Below are 19,623 nucleotides of genomic sequence, written 5' to 3'. Positions count from 1 at the left end.
CTCTAGCTCGTCTTTGGCCGCTTCACCTTCTTGAGTTGGCGGATGCCGAGCCAGACGGCCAGTATGATGGCGGGGATCAAGGCAATGTCGATCCAGCCGGGCAGATGCGCGCCCTGATGCTCCAGCGCTTCCTTGAGATAGTGCCACAGCCCCAGCGTATAGTAGCTGACCGCGACCACCGACAGCCCCTCGACCGTATGTTGCAAGCGCAGTTGCAGCCCGGTGCGCCGATCCATCGACGCCAGCAGATCGCGGTTGCGGCGGGCGAGCGCGGTGTCGACGCGGGTGCGTAGCATCGCGCTGGTCCAGGCGGTGCGTTGCGACAGATCCTCCAACCGCCGGGTGAAGGCGTCGCAGGTGCGCATCGCGGGTAGCAGCCGCCGTTCAGTGAAATCATCAAGCGAGCCATAGCCCCGCACCGGCGCGACCTCCAGGGCGCGGATGCGGTCGCGGCAGATGGCGGCATAGGCCTGTGTCGCGCTCATGCGGTAGCGGGTGCGTGCGACGATCTGCGCCAGTTCGGCGGCAAGGGCGGACAGTGCCTCCAGTACCGCATCGGCGTCGGCATCCGGCTCGGCGACGCGGCTGGTGATGGCGGTCAATCGCTGTTCGAGGCCGGTGAGCAGCGGGGTTGCGGCTTGCGCTTCGGGGAGGCCGAGCAAAGCGATCTTGCGATAATTGCCAAGCTCCTGCAGCCGCTGGACCAGCTGGGCGAGTTCCGCGCCCTGCAATCCCTTGTCCTGAACGAGCAGGCGGCCAAAGCCATCGGCGTGGAGACGAAAGTCGCTCCAGATGCGCGCCTGGCCATCGGCGACATCGGAGATGATGAGGTCGTCCTGGGCAAAATGGGAGGCGATAGTCGCCTCATCGGGCGCATCGGCGATCAGAGCAATCTGGGTCGAGCGGATCACCCGGCCGGGCAGCGCGCCGATCCATAGGGCTGCCTGCGCAAAGGGGGCGAGGTCGAACAGCGGCCCGCCACCAGCAGCGAGGAAGCTGTAGGTCATGAACTCGCTATGCCGTTCCCAGGTAAAACCCAGCGCACCGATTTGGCAATTGAGGAAGCGGACGGTCGGATCGAACGGCACATCATGCGGGGCAAGCAGGCTGCGCATGATCGTCAGGCTGGCGTCGACGTCCGCGTCATCGACCAGCAGCACGAACTGCACGACGCGCGCGGGTGCCTGGAGCCGGGGCATCTTGCGGACATGCATTTCCCGCGAGAGCGAACCGCGCAGCGGGTGGCTGCGCGCGTGCAGGGCCGCAAATGGATCGCCGCTATCGTTCATGCTGCCTCACCCCCCAGTCTTGAGGGGTATTAAGTCAGACAAATGCGCGATGCGCAAGATCGGTGGGGGTCAGATTTCTTCGTATAGCTCCAGCGGCAGGCCATCGGGGTCGCTGAAGAAGGTGAAGCGCTGCCCGGTATATTCGTCCACGCGGATCGGCTCGCACGTCACATCATGCGTCGCGAGGCGAGCGACTTCTGCGTCGATGTCGCGCACCACGAAGGAGAGATGGCGCAGGCCGCAGGCTTCGGGACGGGACGGGCGGGGCGGCGGCGCGGGGAAGGAGAAGAGTTCGATCCGGGCATTGCCCGCATCGAGATCGCACTTCCAACTATCGCGCGCCTCGCGATAGACCTCATGCAGCACTGGCAGCCCCAGCACCTCGACATAGAAGCGGCGCGAGCGGGCATAGTCCGATCCGATGACCGCGATATGATGAACGCCGCGCAGCATGGTGCTTATTTCTCGATCTGGCTGACGTCGCGTACCGCGCCCTTGGCGGCGTTGGTGGTCATCGCGGCATAGGCGCGCAAGGCCGGGGAAACGGCGCGCTTGCGGCCAAAGGGCTTCCAGGCCTTGACGCCCATCTTCTCCATCTCGGCACGGCGCTCGGCCAGGACAGCGTCGTCCAGGTCAAGCTTGATGACGCGGTTGGGAATGTCGATGACGATCGGATCGCCGGTCTGAACCAGCGCGATCAGGCCGCCTTCAGCGGCTTCCGGCGAGACATGGCCGATCGACAGGCCCGACGTGCCGCCTGAAAAGCGCCCGTCGGTGATGAGCGCGCATTCCTTGCCCAGCCCCTTGGATTTCAGATAGCTGGTCGGATAGAGCATTTCCTGCATGCCGGGGCCACCCTTCGGCCCTTCATAGCGGATGACGACGACGTCGCCAGCCTTGACCTCATTGCCGAGAATGCCGACGACCGAGGCATCCTGGCTTTCATAGACGCGCGCGGTGCCGTGGAAGGTCAGGATGGAGTCATCCACGCCCGCGGTCTTAACGATGCAGCCTTCGGGCGCGAGGTTGCCATAGAGAACCGCAAGCCCGCCATCCTTCGAGAAGGGATGCTCGGCCGAGCGGATCACGCCCTTTTCGCGGTCGGTGTCGAGTTCCTCCCAACGCGCCGACTGGCTGAACGCGGTCTGGGTGGGCACGCCACCGGGGGCCGCGCGGAAGAAATTGCGGACTTCCTCGCTATTGGTGCGGCCAATGTCCCAGCGGGCGAGCGCAGCCGCCATGGTCGGGGCGTGGACGGTGGGGAGCGACGTATCGACCAGCCCGGCGCGTTCCAGTTCGCCCAATATCGCCATGATGCCACCGGCGCGGTGGACATCCTCCATATGGACGTCCTGCTTGGCGGGTGCGACCTTGCACAGGCACGGCACCCGGCGCGACAGGCGATCGATATCGGCCATCGTGAAATCGACCCCGCCCTCATGCGCGGCGGCGAGCAGATGGAGGACGGTGTTGGTCGAGCCGCCCATGGCGATGTCGAGGCTCATCGCATTTTCGAACGCGGCGAAGCTGGCGATGGTGCGGGGCAGGGCGGTTTCGTCGTCCTGCTCATAATAGCGCTTCGCGAGATCGACGATGACATGCCCCGCCTCGCGGAACAGCCGTTCGCGATCCGAATGGGTCGCCAGCGTCGAACCGTTGCCCGGCAGCGACAGCCCCAGCGCTTCGGTCAGGCAGTTCATCGAATTGGCGGTGAACATGCCCGAACAACTGCCGCAAGTCGGGCAGGCGGAGCGTTCGATGGTCTGGACTTCTTCGTCGGTATAGCTTTCGTCGGCGGCCACGACCATCGCGTCGACCAGATCAAGCGCGACCTCCTTGCCGCGCATCACGACCTTGCCGGCTTCCATCGGGCCGCCGGAGACGAAGACGGCGGGGATGTTGAGGCGCATCGCGGCCATCAACATGCCGGGCGTGATCTTGTCGCAATTGGAGATGCAGACCATCGCGTCGGCGCAATGGGCGTTGACCATATATTCGACGCTGTCGGCGATCAGGTCGCGGCTGGGCAGCGAATAGAGCATCCCGCCATGGCCCATGGCGATGCCGTCATCGACCGCGATGGTGTTGAATTCCTTGGCGACGCCGCCTGCTGCCTCGATCTCGCGCGCGACCAGCTGGCCGAGGTCTTTGAGGTGGACATGGCCCGGCACGAACTGGGTGAAGCTGTTGACCACCGCGATGATCGGCTTGCCGAAATCTTCGTCCTTCATCCCCGTTGCCCGCCACAGGCCGCGCGCGCCCGCCATGTTGCGGCCGTGGGTGGTGATGCGTGAACGATAGGCAGGCATGATGGCGGTCCTTCAGGGCTTTGAGGCGGCCCCTCTACAGCGCAGGGGCCAGCTTTGGAACAAATTATTCCTTTTGGCGGCCCTGTGCGCCATTTTCTTACGCCGCCGCGCCGCTCCCCTGGAGGAGAGCCATGCGCAGGCATTGGCAGACGATCTCGTCGCGCTGGTTGCGCAGGCGATGGGTGAAGGTGACGATGCCTGCGCCGGGCCGCGATTTGCTGGGCTTCAAGTCGGTGACTTCGGAGTCGCAGCGCAGCGTGTCGCCGATGAACACGGGCTTTGGCATCACCAGTCTGTCATAGCCAAGGTTCGCGACGAGCGTGCCGAGCGTCGTGTCGCCCACCGACAGCCCGATCATCAGCGCGAAGGTGAAGGTGCCGTTGACGAGGATCTGGCCGAACTCGCTGGCTTTGGCGAACTCGGCGTCGAGATGCAGCGGCTGCGGATTATGCGTCATCGTCGTGAACAGAAGATTGTCGGTCTCCGTCACGGTGCGGCGGATATCATGGGTGATCGTGTCGCCGATGGTCCATTGATCGTAAAAGCGCCCGGCCATGTTTTTCCCTTAACTTCGCATATTTCCCGCAGTTTTTGACATTATATGCCAAGATGGGGACTGAATATTTCAAACGGAGGGCTGGCCCGCATCATAGCCCGAAAGGCGGGCTGTAGGACAGCGGCTAAGTGGTTTTGGCGATCTTGGCCAACAACACGCCCTCGCTCACCTGACCGCCTTCGGCTGCGTTCAGTTCGGCAACGGTGCCATCGAACGGGGCGATCAGGCTATGCTCCATCTTCATGGCTTCGAGCGTCAGGAGTTTCTGGCCTTTGACTACAGCGTCACCCGCCGCGACGGCAACCGCGATGATGCGACCGGGCATGGGGGAGAGGATCGCACCGTCGGAGGCGGCGTCCGCACCAATGGTTCTGGGAGCAGTGCTGCTGAACAACCAGCTTTGCCCCGCTTCGGTGACGATGATGGTTCCATCAGGGTCGAAATCAGAGGCTAGGCCGGTAAGCACGTCATCGCTTGTAACGTCCGTGACGACGCGCGCGCCGTTCACCTCATAAAGGTCAACGGTCAGCTTTGCGGACGCATTCAATCGGAAGCCCATCAGCCCAACCTTCATGTGCCGCTCATCAACGTCCTCGTAGGTCAACCAATCACGTCGGAACCTGCGACCCGCAGTGAGGATCGTTTTAGGCGAAGGCCCGTCCACATGCGTCAACTTCTCGCCTTCACGCTCGATCAAGCCCGTATCCAGAATACAATCCCGAAAATTCGGCATGGATAAGCAAGCGAAAAGGAAGGCCTTGTTGGTTTTTAATGGACTTATGTAGCTGCGATCCATCCATCTGAGGAGGCCAGTTCGTGCTTCTTCCCGATCAGCGCCATGGCAAATGACTTTAGCTATCATCGGATCGTAGAACGTACTGACGGTGTCGCCTTCGTCCACGCCAGCTTCGACCCGCGCACCTAAATTGAAAACAAATCTTTCGATTTTCCCCGGACTAGGCAGAAAACCCGTCGCTGGATCTTCCGCGTACAGTCGCGCTTCCATGGCGTGGCCGGTGATGTTGAGCTGGTCCTGGGCCAGCGGCAGCGGTTCGCCGCTTGCCACGCGCAACTGCCATTCGACCAGATCGACGCCGGTGATCTCCTCCGTCACGGGATGTTCAACCTGGAGCCGCGTGTTCATTTCCATGAACCAGATGCGGTCAGCGCGCAGGCCTTCGCTGCCGTCGGCGATAAATTCGATCGTGCCTGCGCCGACATAGTTCACCGCTTGCGCGGCGCGGACGGCAGCGGAACAGATCGCCTCGCGGGTCGCTTCGTCCATGCCCGGTGCGGGGGCTTCCTCGATCACCTTCTGGTGGCGGCGCTGGAGCGAGCAGTCGCGTTCGAACAGGTGGACGACATTGCCATGACTGTCGCCGAAGACCTGCACCTCGATATGGCGCGGGTTGGTGACCCATTTTTCGAGCAGGACATGATCATTGCCGAAGCTGGACGCGGCTTCGCGCTGGCAGGAGGTAAGCGCGTCGGCGAAGTCGGCCGGGGCGTCGACCTTGCGCATCCCCTTGCCGCCGCCGCCTGCGACGGCCTTGATGAGGACGGGGTAGCCGATGGCGTCGGCTTGCGCCGCGAGATGGGCGGGGGACTGGTCCGCGCCGAGATAGCCGGGCGTGGTGGGAACGCCTGCATTTTGCATCAATTGCTTGGCGGCGTCCTTGAGACCCATGGCGGTGATGGAGGACGGGTTGGGGCCGACCCAAATGAGGCCCGCGTCGATGACGGCCTGCGCGAACTCGGCATTTTCGGACAGGAAGCCGTAGCCGGGGTGGATCGACTGCGCGCCGGTCTCGCGCGCGGCGGCGATGATGCGGTCGCCCATAAGGTAGGATTCGCGCACCGGGGACGGGCCGATATGGACGGCTTCGTCGGCGGAGCGGACGTGGAGGGCGTTCGCGTCGGCGTCGGAATAGACGGCCACGGTGCGGATGCCCATGGCCCGCGCGGTGCGGATGATACGGCAGGCGATTTCGCCGCGATTGGCGATGAGGAGGGATTGGATCATGATCTTGAAACCGGGTAATAATAAGCGGGAGCAAAGGGCGAAAGGTAACCATAAGGGTCTCTCACGACCTGCATCTTGCCGTCCCAGACCGCCCAATGATCATAGGTTTCAATCGATATTTTTGTGCTTTCGTCGCTCACTCTAACGATGCTTTGCAGGAGCGGTGCCTTGAAGGTAAATCTGGCCCTTTCCGTGACGCCATTCCAAGGATGCAAGCGGCGCTTATCCCAATCTCTTTCCAGAATTGGTCCCCAAAGCAGGGCATCATCTGATATTTTCAGAAGAGTGTGTCTATCCTCGCTGATCTTTATGCCCTCGCCCATCGCATAACCCCGGTTCGCGAAGGCAGCGCGAAGGTCTTTTTCACTAATACCCTCGCGTTCCCAATCCTGCTCACCGCAGACTTCTAGTGCTTTATCTAGGGAAATATCAGCGAGCATTGCCAAACATGCCGGGCCACATCCAAATTCAGCGCTTTGCGCAATCGTCTTCATATTCTCCACTCCATCACAGCGGCAACAGGCCGAAATGCGCTTCCACGTCCGCCAGCACATTCAGCGTCAGGACGAGCGCCATTCCTAGCACGTTGCGGGTCTGCTCCGCGTCTATGACGCCGTCGTTCTACTGCCGCGCGGATGATATGGCAGGCGATTTCGCCGCGGTTGGCGATGAGGAGGTATTGGATCATGGAGCTACTCCAGAAAATCCTCCCCGAGCTTGTCTCGGGGAGGGGGACCATGCGAAGCATGGTGGAGGGGTGATGGCACAATGCTGAAAGATGGGGCGCCCAAGGCACGAACAGCCACTGTGCGCAAAGCCCGGCAGTTGTGCCGCGCGATGACACTGCCGGAAGTGCTTGTCTGGCAAGGTCTTCGTGCGCGACCGAACGGTCTGAAATTTCGTCGGCAGCATCCCAGCGGGCCTTATATTCTGGATTTTTATTGCAGCGATGCACGGCTTGCGATCGAGATCGATGGCGAGGGCCATGCCGACAGATCGCAAATCGAACGGGATGTTGAACGTGACCGATGGTTTGCCGAAGCGAACATCCATACACTGCGCATTGCCGCGCGGGACGTGTTGGCCGATCTGGATGCGGTCACGCGAGAGATCGTGACTGAGGCGACGGCGCGATTGCCCCTCCACCATCCGGCTGCGCCGGACGGTCCCCCTCCCCCAGACGAGCTGGGGGAGGAATTTTAGGGGGGTGCTCACCGCCATCACATCCGGAACAGGCCGAATTGCGCCTTGTCCGGCACCGGCGCATTCAGCGCCGCAGAGAAGGCCAGTCCCAGCACATCGCGCGTTTGTGCTGGGTCGATGACGCCGTCGTCCCACAGGCGGGCGGTGGCGTAATAGGGGTTGCCTTCTTCCTCATATTTCTGGCGGACGGGGGCTTTGAAGGCTTCGGCTTCCTCCGGTGTCCATTTGCTTGCGTCGCGGTGGACGGTGGCCAGCACGGACGCGGCCTGTTCGCCGCCCATCACGCTGATGCGGGCATTGGGCCAGGTGAAGAGGAAGCGGGGTTGATAGGCGCGGCCGCACATGCCGTAATTGCCTGCGCCGAAACTGCCGCCGATCAGGACGGTGACCTTGGGCACCTGCGCGGTGGCGACGGCGGTGACGAGTTTGGCGCCGTGCTTGGCGATCCCCTCCGCCTCATATTTGCCGCCGACCATGAAGCCGGAGATATTCTGGAGGAACAGGAGCGGTATGCGGCGCTGGCAGGCGAGTTCGATGAAATGCGCGCCCTTTTGCGCGCTCTCGCTGAATAGCACGCCGTTATTGGCGAGGATCGCGACGGGCATGCCCCAGATATGGGCGAAGCCGCAGACGAGCGTGGTGCCGTAGAGCGCCTTGAACTCGTGAAACTCACTGCCGTCCACGATGCGCGCGATGATTTCGCGGACGTCATAGGGGGCGCGAACATCGTCGGGGATGATGCCATAGAGGTCGCTCGCGTCATATTTGGGCGGGCGGGGTTCGCGCAAGTTCAGGTCGGGCTGGCGGTCGGGTTGCAGAGTCGAGACGATGTCGCGGACGATGGTCAGCGCCTGATCGTCGCTGTCGGCGACATGATCGACCACGCCCGATTTGCGGCCATGCAGGTCGCCGCCGCCCAGATCTTCGGCGGTGATGACTTCGCCGGTCGCGGCCTGCACCAGCGGCGGGCCAGCGAGGAAGATCGTGCCCTGGTTGCGGACGATGACGGTCTCGTCGGACATGGCGGGGACATAGGCGCCGCCCGCGGTGCAACTGCCCATGACGCAGGCGATCTGGGGTATGCCCTGCGCCGACAGGTTCGCCTGATTGTAGAAGATGCGGCCGAAATGGTCGCGGTCGGGGAAGACCTCCGCCTGATTGGGCAGGTTCGCACCGCCGCTATCGACCAGATAGATGCAGGGCAGGCGGTTTTCGAGCGCGATTTCCTGCGCGCGCAGATGCTTTTTCACGGTGACGGGGTAATAGGTGCCGCCCTTCACCGTGGCGTCGTTGCAACCGATCATGACCTGTCGGCCCGACACCCGGCCAATCCCGGCGATCAGGCCAGCGCCGGGGACTTCATCGCCATAAAGGCCATTGGCGGCAAGCTGGCCGATTTCGAGGAAGGGCGAGCCGGGATCGAGCAGGCGCTCGACGCGATCGCGCGGGAGGAGTTTGCCGCGCGCGGTGTGTTTGTCGCGTGCGCTGGCGGAGCCGCCCTGCGCGGCTTCGGCGACCTTGGCGCGCAATTTTTCGGCCAGCGCGCGGTTGTGCGCGACATTGGCGCGGAAGGCTTCGCTATCGCGCAGGACTTTGGTGTCGAGGATGGGTGCGGTCACTTTGGCCCTCTACTTTGTGTTCTGGGGCACCTGCCCCTCCACCACCCTTCGGGCGGTCTCCCTTCCCCAGCAAGCTGAGGGAGGATCATTGTGCGCCGATGACCTCGCGGCCGATCAACATCCGGCGGATTTCGTTGGTGCCGGCACCGATGTCGAGCAGCTTGGCGTCGCGCAGATAGCGTTCGACCGGCCAGTCCTTGGTATAGCCCGCGCCGCCCAAGGCCTGCACGGCTTCGAGCGCGACCTTCACCGCATTTTCCGACGCCAGCAGGATCGCACCCGCCGCGTCGAAGCGGGTTGTGCGCCCGGCGTCACAGGCCTTGGCGACCGCATAGACATAGGCGCGCGCGCTGTTGAGCGCGACATACATGTCGGCGATCTTGGCCTGCATCAACTGGAACGTGCCGATGGCTTTGCCGAACTGCTTGCGGTCGCGGACATAGGGAATGACGGTATCGAGACAGGCTTGCATGATGCCAAGCTGTATGCCCGCCAGCACCGTGCGCTCATAGTCGAGGCCCGACATCAAGATGCCGACGCCGCCATTGAGCGCCCCCATGATATTGTCTTCCGGCACTTCGCAATCGTCGAAGATCAGTTCGGCGGTGGGGCTGCCGCGCATCCCCATCTTGTCGATCTTCTGGCCGATGGAAAAGCCCTTCATCCCCTTTTCGATGAGGAAGGTGGTGAGGCCTTGGCTGCCTTCGCCGGTGCGGGCGTAGACGACCAGCGTGTCGGCATAGGTCGCGTTGGTGATCCAGAACTTGGTGCCGTTGAGGATATAGCGGTCGCCGCGCTTTTCCGCTTTCAGCGTCATCGACACGACGTCCGAACCTGCACCCGCTTCCGACATGGCGAGGCTGCCGACATGCTCGCCGGAGATAAGTTTGGGCAGATATTTCGCTTTTTGCGCGTCGGTGCCCCAGCGGCGGATCTGGTTGACGCAGAGGTTGGAGTGGGCGCCATAGGACAGGCCGATCGAAGCGGAGGCGCGCGCGACTTCCTCTTGCGCCACGACATGGTCGAGATAGCCAAGGCCAAGGCCGCCCCATTCCTCCTCGACCGTGATGCCATGCAGGCCAAGCGCACCCATTTGCGGCCACAGGTCGCGGGGGAACCAGTCCTTGGCGTCGATTTCGGCGGCCAGCGGCGCGATCTTGTCAGCGGCGAAGCGCGCCGTGCTTTCGCGGATCATGTCGGCGGTTTCGCCCAGGGCGAAATCGAAATTGCTCATTGGCCTCTCCTATTTGCCGCAAGACTAACGCAGCCAGCCACCAATTCAAAATTGAAAGAATTGGCAGGGTGTCATAGATGGCATCTATGATCGAACGTTATCAGCTCCGTTATTTCCTGGCCGTGGTCGACCATGGCAATTTTTCACGCGCGGCGGGGCATTGCAATGTGGCGCAGCCGACGCTCTCGGTCGGGATCGCCAAGCTGGAGCGGGCGCTGGGCGGGGTCTTGTTCCTGCGATCGGGGCATCGGGTCGAGCTGACGCAGGCGGGATCGCGCCTGCTGGCCCATGCGCGGCGGATCGAGGGCGAGTTCAACCTGGCGCAGCAGATGCTGGCGGGCGCGGCGCAAGGGCCGCTGACGCGGATGGGGGTGATCCGCAGCCTGCCCGGTGCGACGATCGCAGCGATCACGCGCGCGGCGCGCGGCATCGACCCTGACGCGCGGTTGGAACTGGTGGAAGGGACCGAGCGGGAATTGCTGGGCCATGTTGCGCGCGGACGGATCGACTGTGCGCTGACGTTGGTCGGGCGGGGCAGCGACCGGTTTCTGGAAGAACCGCTGCGCGAGGAGGGCTATGCGCTGGCCGTGCCGCTGGATCACCCCGCCGCCGGGCAGGCATCGGTCGCGGCCGAGACGCTGAACGAGGATGTGATGATCGTGCGCCGCCATTGCGAGGTTCTGTCGAATACGAGCCGCTTCTTCACCGAACGCGGCGTGCGGCCGCATTTCGCCTATCGGTCGGTCAATGACGAACGGGTGATGCAGATGGTGGCGGCGGGGGTGGGGATCACGCTGATGCCGATCAGCTATGCCGCGCCGGATGTCGCCCGACCGCGGCTGGCGGGGTTCGACCAGACGCGCACCATCGGGCTGCTCTATGCCACGACGTCCGAAGCGCTGGCCGCGTCACCGCCGCCGATCGTGGCGGCGGCGCGCAGCGTGTTGGCGGACTGATCAGGCGCGCGGGGCGAGGCCGCCGATCAATATATCAACCATCGCGTTGGCGATCTCGCTGGGGGTCAATGGCCCGTCCGGCGCATGCCAGCGGCCCGGCCAGTTGAGCGCACCCGCCAGGGTGAAGGCCGTCATCCGCACATCGACCGGTGCGATCGAGCCATCGGCGATCCCGTCCTCAATCAGCGCCCGGATCGACAGGTCGATCGCCCGCTTGCGCGCACGAAATAGCGCCGCGCCTTCGGGGGAGAGAAATTCGTCGCCGGTGCGCACCACGCATCGACCGAAATCATCCATCATCACCAGCGCATAGCTGCGCAGGACACTGCGTAGTCGGGCGAGGCCATCGCCGGGCTGGGCGCGGGCCGTATCGGCGGCGGCGCTGAGCAATTCCAGCCCGCGCGTCACGCATTCGATCAGCACCTGCTCCTTATTGCCCAGATAATGATAGATGGTCGGCTTGCTGATCCCCAGGCTCGCCGCGACATCATCGAGCGACGTCGCGTGAAAACCGCGTGCGTTGAACATCCGCACTGCTGCACGCAGCACGGCTTCGCGCTTTTCCTCGCGGTCACGCTCGCGCTCTTCGCGCGATCGGAAGGGGGAGGGGGCGGCATTGGGCAGAGGCAAGCTATTCTCCTTACGGCTCCACCCTTGACAAGAAACCTGCGGATAATCAATATACCGACGAGTATATAGGAGACGAATGGGTTTTATGCTGACGGAAATTCAGACGGCCATTCGCGATACGGTGCGCAGTTTCGCGCAGGAAACCATCCGTCCGCATAGCATGCGCTTCGAAGCGGAGGGCGGCTATCCGCCTGAGCTGTTCGAGGAGATGGCAGGCCTCGGCCTGTGGGGCATGACGGCGCCGGAAAGCTATGGCGGGGCGGAGGCGGACGCGGTGTCCTACGCGCTGGCGCTGATCGAACTGGCGGCGGCGGACGGGGCACTGTCCACCATCGTTTCTATCCAGAATAGCATCCTCGTGTCCGGCCTGCTCAAGGATGGTAGCGAGGCGCAGAAGGCGCGCTTCCTGCCCGACCTGATTGGGGGGCGGATCATCGGTGCCTTTGCCCTGACTGAGGCCGATGCCGGATCGGATGCGTCCGCCGTGCGCACCCGCGCGACCAAGGTCGATGGCGGCTGGCGCATTAATGGCTCCAAACAGTTCATCACGTCGGGCAAGATCGCCGGACTGGTAATGGTCGCCGCCGTGACAGATCCCGATGCGGGCAAGAAAGGTCTGTCCGTGTTCATCGTGCCGACCGACCGACCCGGTTTCAGCGTCGACAAGGTCGAGCATAAGTTGGGGCAGGGCGCGTCGGACACCTGCGCGCTGCGGTTCGATGATATGTTCGTCGAGGATGATCTGCTGATCGGCCAGCCGGGGCAGGGCTATCGCATTGCGCTTGCCAATCTGGAGACGGGCCGCATCGGCATCGCCGCGCAATGCGTCGGCATGGCGCAGGCGGCAATGGACATCGCGGTCGCCTATGCCAAGGAACGCCGGAGTTTCGGCAAGCCCATCATGGAGCATCAGGCGGTGGGCTTCCGCCTTGCTGACCTCGCCACCCGGCTGGAGGCGGCGCGGCAGCTGGTGCTGAACGCCGCACGGGTGAAGGATGCGGGCCTGCCCTGCCTGACCGAAGCGTCGATGGCCAAGCTGTTCGCGTCGGAAGCCGCCGAACAGATCGTATCGGGCGCGCTCCAGACGCTGGGTGGCTATGGCTATCTGGAAGAATATGGCGTCGCCAAAATCTATCGCGATGTGCGCGTGTGCCAAATTTACGAGGGCACATCGGACATCCAGCGCATGGTCATCGCGCGCAGTCTTTGAAAGGAATTGATATGCAGGACGATCCGGTAGTTATCGCCAGCTATGCCCGCACGCCGATGGGCGGGTTTCAGGGTGCCTTGTCGGGCCTCAAGGCCACCGAACTGGGCGCGGCGGCAGTCAAGGCCGCGGTCGAGCGGGCGGGCGTTTCGGTCGATGCGGTCGATCGCATCTATATGGGGTGCGTCCTGCCAGCCGGACTGGGGCAGGCGCCGGCGCGGCAAGCGGCATTGGGTGCGGGGCTTGGCCTCAACACCGAAGCCACCACCGTCAACAAGATGTGCGGATCGGGGATGCAGGCCGCGATCATGGCGCATGAAGCGCTGGCATCCGGCGCGGTGGATGTCGTGATTGCAGGCGGGATGGAGAGCATGACCAATGCGCCTTATGCCCTGCCCAAGCATCGTGGCGGGGCGCGGATCGGCCATGACCGGATCATCGACACGATGATGATGGACGGGCTGGAAGATGCCTATGAGCCGGGCAAGGCGATGGGTGTGTTCGCCGAGGAAGCGGTGCGCGATTATCAGTTCACGCGGCAGGATCAGGATGATTATGCCATCCGCTCGCTCGAACGCGCCAATGCGGCGATCGGCAGCGGTGTTTTCGTGCGCGAGATTACGCCGGTGACGGTCAGGGGCCGGGGCGGCGACACGATCGTCGATACCGACGAACAACCGGGCAAGGCACGGCCGGACAAGATTCCCGGCCTCAAGCCCGCTTTCGTCAAGGATGGCACGATCACGGCGGCCAATGCCTCGTCCATTTCGGACGGTGCGGCAGCGTTGGTGATGACGCGGCAGAGCGTCGCGGACAAGCAAGGCATGAAGGTTGTCGCCCGCGTGGTCGCGACCGCAGGGCACGCGCATGAGCCATCGAAATTCACGACCGCACCGGTTCCGGCAATGCGCAAGCTGCTGGAAAAGGCAGGCTGGTCGGTGGACGATGTCGATCTATTCGAGGTCAACGAAGCCTTTGCCGTCGTCGCGATGATCGCCGCCAAGGAATTGGGCATTCCGGCGGAGAAGCTGAACGTCAATGGCGGCGCTACGGCGCTTGGCCATCCGATCGGCGCATCGGGCGCGCGCATCGTCGCGACGTTGATCGGGGCGCTGGAAACGCGCGGGTTGAAGCGCGGCGTCGCCAGCCTGTGCATCGGTGGTGGTGAAGCGACGGCGATGGCGATCGAGCTGGTCTGATAGTTTAGGGGTTGGTTGTTATGGATATCAAAGGTTTGGCCGCCATTGTTACGGGCGGCGCTTCGGGGCTTGGCCGGGCGACCGCGACGATGCTGGCGGCGCAGGGCGCGAAGGTTGCGATCTTCGACTTGAACGAAGAAGCGGGCAAGGCCGTCGCGGCGGAACTGGGCGGGGTCTATGTCTCGGTGAATGTCGCCGATGATGCCAGCGTCGCGGCCGGTTTGGACACGGCGGAGGCCGCGCATGGCGTAGCGCGCATCCTGGTCAACTGCGCGGGGATCGCACCTGCGGTCAAGACGGTGGGCAAGGAGAATGCGCCGCATCCGCTCGATACGTTTGCCAAGACGGTGACCGTCAACCTCATCGGCACATTCAACGTCATTTCCAAATTCTCGGCGCGGCTGGCCGCGGCCGAGGAGATTGACGGCGAGCGTGGTGTTATCGTCAACACCGCATCGGTCGCGGCCTATGACGGGCAGATCGGACAGGCAGCATACAGCGCGTCGAAGGGCGGCGTCGTCGGGATGACATTGCCGATCGCGCGTGACCTGGCGCAACATAAGATTCGCGTCATGACGATCGCGCCGGGCATTTTCTTGACGCCGATGCTCGAAGCCTTCCCGCAGCATGTGCAGGATGCATTGGGCGCGCAGGTGCCGCATCCCAGTCGCCTGGGCAAACCGGCCGAATATGCGCAACTGGTGGAGTCCATCGTCCGCAACCCGATGCTGAACGGCGATGTCATCCGCCTGGACGGTGCAATCCGCATGGCGCCGCGCTGATGGACGGGATCGCCTTTACGGTCGAGGACGGCATCGGGCGGATCACGCTTGACCGGCCAGAGGCAGGCAACGCCATCACTTTGCCGCTGGCGCGCGCGCTGCTGGCGGCCGCGATCCGGTGCCAAACCGACGCGGCGATCCGCTGTATCGTCCTGACCGGCAATGGGCGGTTATTCTGCGCAGGCGGCGATGTGCAATTGCTGGCCGGTGCGGGCGACAAGCGATCGGAAGTGCTGAGCGAATTGATCGCAACCTTTCATGCCGCCGTCGCCCGGCTGGCGCGCGCGCCCAAGCCGCTGGTCACATTGGTCAACGGCCCGGCGGCGGGCGCGGGGTTCAGCCTGGCGATGCTGGGTGACGTGGTAATCGGCGCGCGGTCGGCGCATTTTACCGCCGCTTATGGCGCGATCGGCCTGACGCCGGACGGGGGCCTTAGCTGGTTGCTGCCGCGTCTGGTGGGGTTGCGCAAGGCGCAGGACATCATCCTGACCAACCGCCGGATCAAGGCGGAGGAGGCCGAGGCGATCGGGCTGGTCACGCGGATCGTCGATGACGAAGCGCTGGTCGACGAAGGCCTGCGCGTCGCCACCGCGCTGGCCGATGCGCCGATGGCGGCGCTGGCCGCCAGCCGCGCGCTGCTGGCCGACAGTTTCGAGACCGGGTTGGAGACGCAGCTGGACCGCGAATTGCGGAGCATGGCGGCGGCAGGCGCGGGACAGGAAAGTGAAGAGGGGCTAAGCGCATTGCTTGCAAAACGCCCCGCCAATTTTAGGGGAGTTTGAGACCATGGCCGACGCCTATATCGTAGAAGCCGTCCGTACCGCCGGTGGCCGCGCCCGCAAGGGCGGCCTGATCGACGTGCATCCCGCCGATCTGGGCGCGACCATCCTCAATGCGCTGGTCGATCGCACGGGCGTCGATCCCGCTGCGATCGAGGATGTCATCGTCGGCTGCGTCAGTCAGGCAGGCGAACAGGCCTTTGCCTTTGGCCGCAACCTCGTGCTGGCGTCGAAGCTGCCCGACAGCGTGCCCGCCGTCACCATCGACCGGCAATGCGGTTCCTCGCAACAGGCGCTGCATTTCGCGGCGCAGGCGATCATGTCCGGTACGCAGGATCTGGTGATTGCCGCGGGCGCGGAAAGCATGACGCGGGTGCCGATGGGTTCCAACTATCAGCTTCACGCGGCGGCGGGCGTCGGCATCGGGCCATGGCCCAAGAGCATCCAGAACCGCTATGGTGTGGCCGAGTTCAGCCAGTTCCATGGCGCGCAGATGATCGCCAACAAATATGGCTTCACCCGTGAGGATATGGACGCTTTTGCGCTAGCCAGCCATGCCAAGGCGGCCGCCGCGATCGACAGCGGTGCGTTCAAGGGCGAGATCGTCGGCGTGGGGACGCCCGAAGGCCTGTTCGACACCGATGACGGCGTGCGCCGCGGCGGCACGATGGAGGCGATGGCCAGCGTCAAGACGCTGGAGGAAGGCGGCACCATCACCGCAGCCAATGCCAGCCAGATGACCGATGGCGCTTCGGGGGTGCTGGTGGCGAGCGAGGCAGCGATCAAGCGCTTCAACCTCAAGCCCATTGCGCGCATCGTCAACCTGACGGTGACGGCGGGTGACCCGGTGATCATGCTGGAGGAGCCGATTCCGGCGACCCGGCGCGCGTTCGAGCGGTCGGGCCTCAGCCTCAACGACATCGACCTGTTCGAAGTGAACGAAGCCTTTGCCGCGATCCCGATGGCATGGCTCAAGGCGATCGGCGCGGACCCGGCGAAGCTCAACGTTCATGGTGGCGCGATCGCGCTCGGCCATCCGCTGGGCGCCAGTGGCACCAAGCTGATGACCACGCTGATCCATGCCCTGCGCGCCAAGGGCAAGCGCTATGGCTTGCAGACGATGTGCGAAGGCGGGGGCGTTGCCAATGTGACGATCGTGGAAGCGCTGTAATGGGGATCAGGACGCGCTTTACAGACCTGTGCGGGATCGAGCATCCGATCGTGCAGGGCGGCATGATGTGGGTCGGCCAGGCGGAACTGGCCGCGGCCGTCTCCAATGCCGGTGGCTTGGGCATATTGACCGCGCTGACCCAGCCGACGCCCGACGATCTGCGGCGCGAAATCGATCGCTGCCGTGCGATGACCGACAAGCCGTTCGGCGTGAACCTCACCATATTGCCGTCGGTCAGTCCGCCGCCTTATGCGGAATATCGCAAGGCGATCATCGATAGCGGGGTCAAGATCGTCGAGACGGCGGGGCATAAGCCGCAGGAGCATGTCGACGATTTCAAGGCGCACGGCGTCATCGTCGTGCATAAATGCACGGCCGTCCGTCATGCTCTATCGGCGCAGCGGATGTGCGTGGATGCGATCTCGATCGACGGGTTCGAATGTGCGGGGCATCCGGGCGAGGATGATATTCCGGGGCTGATCCTGATCCCGGCGGCGGCCGACAAGCTGACGATCCCGATGATCGCGAGTGGCGGCTTCGGCGACGGGCGCGGTCTTGCCGCCGCGCTGGCGCTGGGGGCGGACGGCATCAACATGGGCACGCGCTTCTGCGCGACGGTGGAAGCGCCGATCCATGACAATGTGAAGCAGTTTCTGGTCGATAATGACGAGCGGGGCACGAACCTGATCTTCCGCAAATTCCACAATACGGGGCGCGTCGCCAAGAATAGCGTGTCGGATCAGGTGGTCGAGATATCGTCGCGCGACGGCGCGGAGTTTCAGGACATCCAGCCGCTCGTATCGGGCGCGAAGGGGCGGGTTGCGCTGGAAACGGGCGATCTGGACGCGGGGCTGGTCTGGGCCGGGCAGGTCCAAGGCCTGATCCACGACATCCCGACCTGCGACGCGCTGGTGAAGCGCATCGTGGCGGATGCCGAGGCGATCATCCGCGGTCGGTTGAGCGAGATGCTGAGCGGCGAACGGGTCGCCGCCTGAGCGTCACTGTTCGATCAGCAGGGCGGCGAATGGCGGCAGGCTGGCCGACGATGCTCCGTTGACGGCGCTCAGGATGCGACCTGACCCGTCAACGCCAGCGGGCCAGTCCATGGCCTCGCGCGACAGGTTGAAGATGCAGAGCAAAGACTGGTCGCCGCTGGTCCGGCGGAAGGCGAGGCAGGCGGTGTCGGCAACCAGGATGGCGAGCGCACCATGGCGTAGCGCCGGGTTGGTCTTGCGCAGCGTCAGCATGTTGCGGGTGAAGGTGAGGAGGGATTCGGGGTCGGCCTCCTGCGCGTCCACGGCGAGAGCGAGATGATCGTCGCCATGGGGCAGCCAGGGTTCGACGCTGGAAAAGCCCGCCTGTATGGCATCGGCCGACCAAGGCAGCGGCGTGCGCGCGCCATCGCGCGACAGGGTGAGCGGCCAGTTGGCGATCGCTTCGGGGTCTTGCAATCGCTCGAAGGGGATGTCGACCTGGGTGATGCCCAGTTCCTCGCCCTGATAGAGGATGGCGTTGCCGCGCAGCGCCATCAGCAGAACCATCTTCATGCGCGCAAAGGCAGGCCGATCTTCGGGCGCGCACCAGCGCGACAGCGCGCGCGGCGCGTCGTGATTCTCGAACGCCCAGCTGGGCCAGCCCATGCCCGGCTCGTCCGGCCATTGGTCGACCGTCTCCGCCACTAGCGCTGGCGTGAGCGCGGGCGCGTAGAGGAAGGTGAAGCCATAGGCGCTGTTGAGGCGATGATCGCCGGCGGTAAAGGCCTTCATTTCGTGCTCGGCGAGTGCGCCGCCCACTTCGGCGACCGTGAAGATCGCACCATAGGCGTCGCATAGTGCGCGGATGCGTTCCACGAAGGGGACGATGGCGTGATGCGACTGGCTGTAGCGTTTGATCTGGAAATCAAAAGGCCGGGTGCGGGGGCTGCCATCATCGGGCGCGGGAGGATTGTCGCGGAAATCGGGATCGTGCATCGCGTGGTTGAGCGCATCGAGGCGGAAGCCATCGACGCCGCGGTCCAGCCAGAAGCGCATGACGTCCAGCAACGCATCCTGAACCATCGGGTTATGGACGTTGAGCTGCGGCTGGCTGGCCAGGAACTGGTGCATATAATATTGACCGCGCCGCGCGTCCCAGGTCCAGGCCGGGCCGCCGAATACCGATTGCCAATTATTGGGCGGGCTGCCGTCGGCCTTGGGATCGGCCCAGACATACCAGTCGGCCTTGGCATTGGTGCGGTCGGCGCGGCTCTGCACGAACCAGTCGTGGAGGTCGGAACTATGGGCATAGACCTGATCGATCGTGACCTTCAAGCCCAGCGCATGGGCGCGGGCGATGAGCGCGTCGAAATCGGCGAGCGTGCCGAAGACCGGATCGACGCCGCAATAATCGGCGATATCATAGCCAAAATCGCGCATCGGCGAGGTGAAGAAGGGCGATATCCAGATCGCGTCCACGCCCAATTTGGCGACATGCTCCAATCGCTGGGTGATGCCGTTCAGGTCACCCACGCCGTCATGATTGCTGTCCTGAAAGCTGCGCGGATAAATCTGGTAGATCACCGCGCCCTTCCACCAGGGCTGATCGGTCTGCGGGGACGCTGCTGTCATGGCTGGCCTTTTCGGGTCAGGGATTGGCGGTGGACGAAAATATCGACTCACTCTTGCATG

Annotated in this window: 18 protein-coding genes; 8 read left to right on the top strand and 10 right to left on the bottom strand. The window is 63.9% G+C overall.

From position 1 onward, the window contains the following. Window positions 1-2 precede the first annotated feature (2 nt). The 6 genes from OVY48_RS04275 to OVY48_RS04250 all read right to left on the bottom strand — a co-directional run bounded on the left by OVY48_RS04275 (window position 3) and on the right by OVY48_RS04250 (window position 6,671). Window positions 3-1,289: a DUF3422 domain-containing protein gene (locus OVY48_RS04275; RefSeq protein WP_037473665.1), complete on the bottom strand. Its 1,287-nt coding sequence runs from the start codon at window positions 1,287-1,289 to the stop codon at window positions 3-5. 69 nt (window positions 1,290-1,358) lie between these two features. Then, window positions 1,359-1,739, bottom strand: coding sequence for a VOC family protein (locus OVY48_RS04270; RefSeq protein WP_156106265.1), 381 nt, complete (start codon window positions 1,737-1,739; stop codon window positions 1,359-1,361). 8 nt (window positions 1,740-1,747) lie between these two features. Beyond that, window positions 1,748-3,598, bottom strand: a complete 1,851-nt coding sequence (gene ilvD / locus OVY48_RS04265) for a dihydroxy-acid dehydratase (RefSeq protein WP_313921902.1) — start codon at window positions 3,596-3,598, stop codon at window positions 1,748-1,750. A 97-nt stretch (window positions 3,599-3,695) separates the two neighbouring features. After that, entirely contained in the window at window positions 3,696-4,154 is a 459-nt protein-coding gene (locus OVY48_RS04260; protein ID WP_037473660.1) for a MaoC family dehydratase, read from the bottom strand. A 124-nt stretch (window positions 4,155-4,278) separates the two neighbouring features. Beyond that, window positions 4,279-6,177 carry an acetyl/propionyl/methylcrotonyl-CoA carboxylase subunit alpha gene (locus OVY48_RS04255; RefSeq protein WP_037473658.1) on the bottom strand — a complete coding sequence of 633 codons (1,899 nt, stop codon included), beginning with the start codon at window positions 6,175-6,177 and terminating at the stop codon, window positions 4,279-4,281. Then, entirely contained in the window at window positions 6,174-6,671 is a 498-nt protein-coding gene (locus OVY48_RS04250) for a hypothetical protein (protein ID WP_069064333.1), read from the bottom strand. The genes OVY48_RS04255 and OVY48_RS04250 overlap by 4 nt, the downstream gene beginning before the upstream one ends. 274 nt (window positions 6,672-6,945) lie before the next feature. On the opposite strand from OVY48_RS04250, the gene OVY48_RS04245 reads away from it, so the two are divergent. Beyond that, window positions 6,946-7,380 (top strand): endonuclease domain-containing protein, encoded by a 435-nt coding sequence (locus OVY48_RS04245; protein ID WP_037473656.1) that lies wholly within the window; start codon window positions 6,946-6,948, stop codon window positions 7,378-7,380. Window positions 7,381-7,397: 17 nt separating this feature from the next. Here OVY48_RS04245 and OVY48_RS04240 read toward each other — a convergent pair whose 3' ends face one another. Next, window positions 7,398-8,999 carry a carboxyl transferase domain-containing protein gene (locus tag OVY48_RS04240; RefSeq protein WP_313921901.1) on the bottom strand — a complete coding sequence of 534 codons (1,602 nt, stop codon included), beginning with the start codon at window positions 8,997-8,999 and terminating at the stop codon, window positions 7,398-7,400. A gap of 85 nt (window positions 9,000-9,084) precedes the next feature. Beyond that, window positions 9,085-10,233 carry an isovaleryl-CoA dehydrogenase gene (locus OVY48_RS04235; protein WP_037473652.1) on the bottom strand — a complete coding sequence of 383 codons (1,149 nt, stop codon included), beginning with the start codon at window positions 10,231-10,233 and terminating at the stop codon, window positions 9,085-9,087. Between the two features lie 86 nt (window positions 10,234-10,319). Here OVY48_RS04235 and OVY48_RS04230 point away from each other — a divergent pair, with 86 nt between their 5' ends. Next, window positions 10,320-11,189, top strand: a complete 870-nt coding sequence (locus OVY48_RS04230; RefSeq protein WP_313921900.1) for a LysR family transcriptional regulator — start codon at window positions 10,320-10,322, stop codon at window positions 11,187-11,189. Here the strand turns inward: OVY48_RS04230 and OVY48_RS04225 are convergent, their stop codons facing one another. Further along, window positions 11,190-11,819, bottom strand: a complete 630-nt coding sequence (locus OVY48_RS04225) for a TetR/AcrR family transcriptional regulator (protein WP_076605624.1) — start codon at window positions 11,817-11,819, stop codon at window positions 11,190-11,192. 85 nt (window positions 11,820-11,904) lie between these two features. Here OVY48_RS04225 and OVY48_RS04220 point away from each other — a divergent pair, with 85 nt between their 5' ends. Genes OVY48_RS04220 through OVY48_RS04195 form a run of 6 tightly spaced genes read left to right on the top strand, consistent with a single transcriptional unit; the run spans window position 11,905 to window position 17,952 of the window. Then, window positions 11,905-13,029 carry an acyl-CoA dehydrogenase family protein gene (locus OVY48_RS04220; RefSeq protein WP_037480831.1) on the top strand — a complete coding sequence of 375 codons (1,125 nt, stop codon included), beginning with the start codon at window positions 11,905-11,907 and terminating at the stop codon, window positions 13,027-13,029. 11 nt (window positions 13,030-13,040) lie between these two features. Next, window positions 13,041-14,225 (top strand): acetyl-CoA C-acyltransferase, encoded by a 1,185-nt coding sequence (locus tag OVY48_RS04215; protein WP_037480468.1) that lies wholly within the window; start codon window positions 13,041-13,043, stop codon window positions 14,223-14,225. A 20-nt stretch (window positions 14,226-14,245) separates the two neighbouring features. Then, window positions 14,246-15,007, top strand: a complete 762-nt coding sequence (locus OVY48_RS04210; protein WP_037480465.1) for a 3-hydroxyacyl-CoA dehydrogenase — start codon at window positions 14,246-14,248, stop codon at window positions 15,005-15,007. Next, the gene (locus tag OVY48_RS04205) at window positions 15,007-15,789 is read left to right on the top strand and encodes an enoyl-CoA hydratase/isomerase family protein (protein ID WP_037480462.1); all 783 of its coding nucleotides are present in this window, start codon (window positions 15,007-15,009) and stop codon (window positions 15,787-15,789) included. Before OVY48_RS04210 ends, OVY48_RS04205 begins: the two co-directional genes overlap by 1 nt. Before the next feature lie 4 nt (window positions 15,790-15,793). After that, a complete protein-coding gene (locus OVY48_RS04200) occupies window positions 15,794-16,957 on the top strand; it encodes an acetyl-CoA C-acetyltransferase (RefSeq protein WP_037480459.1) in 1,164 nt (387 codons plus the stop codon). Next, window positions 16,957-17,952 (top strand): NAD(P)H-dependent flavin oxidoreductase, encoded by a 996-nt coding sequence (locus OVY48_RS04195; RefSeq protein WP_037480456.1) that lies wholly within the window; start codon window positions 16,957-16,959, stop codon window positions 17,950-17,952. Before OVY48_RS04200 ends, OVY48_RS04195 begins: the two co-directional genes overlap by 1 nt. 3 nt (window positions 17,953-17,955) lie before the next feature. Here the strand turns inward: OVY48_RS04195 and OVY48_RS04190 are convergent, their stop codons facing one another. Next, entirely contained in the window at window positions 17,956-19,563 is a 1,608-nt protein-coding gene (locus OVY48_RS04190; RefSeq protein WP_037480453.1) for an alpha-glucosidase, read from the bottom strand. Between the last annotated feature and the right edge of the window lie 60 nt (window positions 19,564-19,623).

The organism is Sphingobium sp. SA2 (assembly GCF_032227065.1).
Taxonomy (GTDB): domain Bacteria; phylum Pseudomonadota; class Alphaproteobacteria; order Sphingomonadales; family Sphingomonadaceae; genus Sphingobium.
The sequence above is the reverse complement of the archived record's forward strand: the minus strand, read 5'-3'. Positions and strand labels throughout refer to the sequence as shown.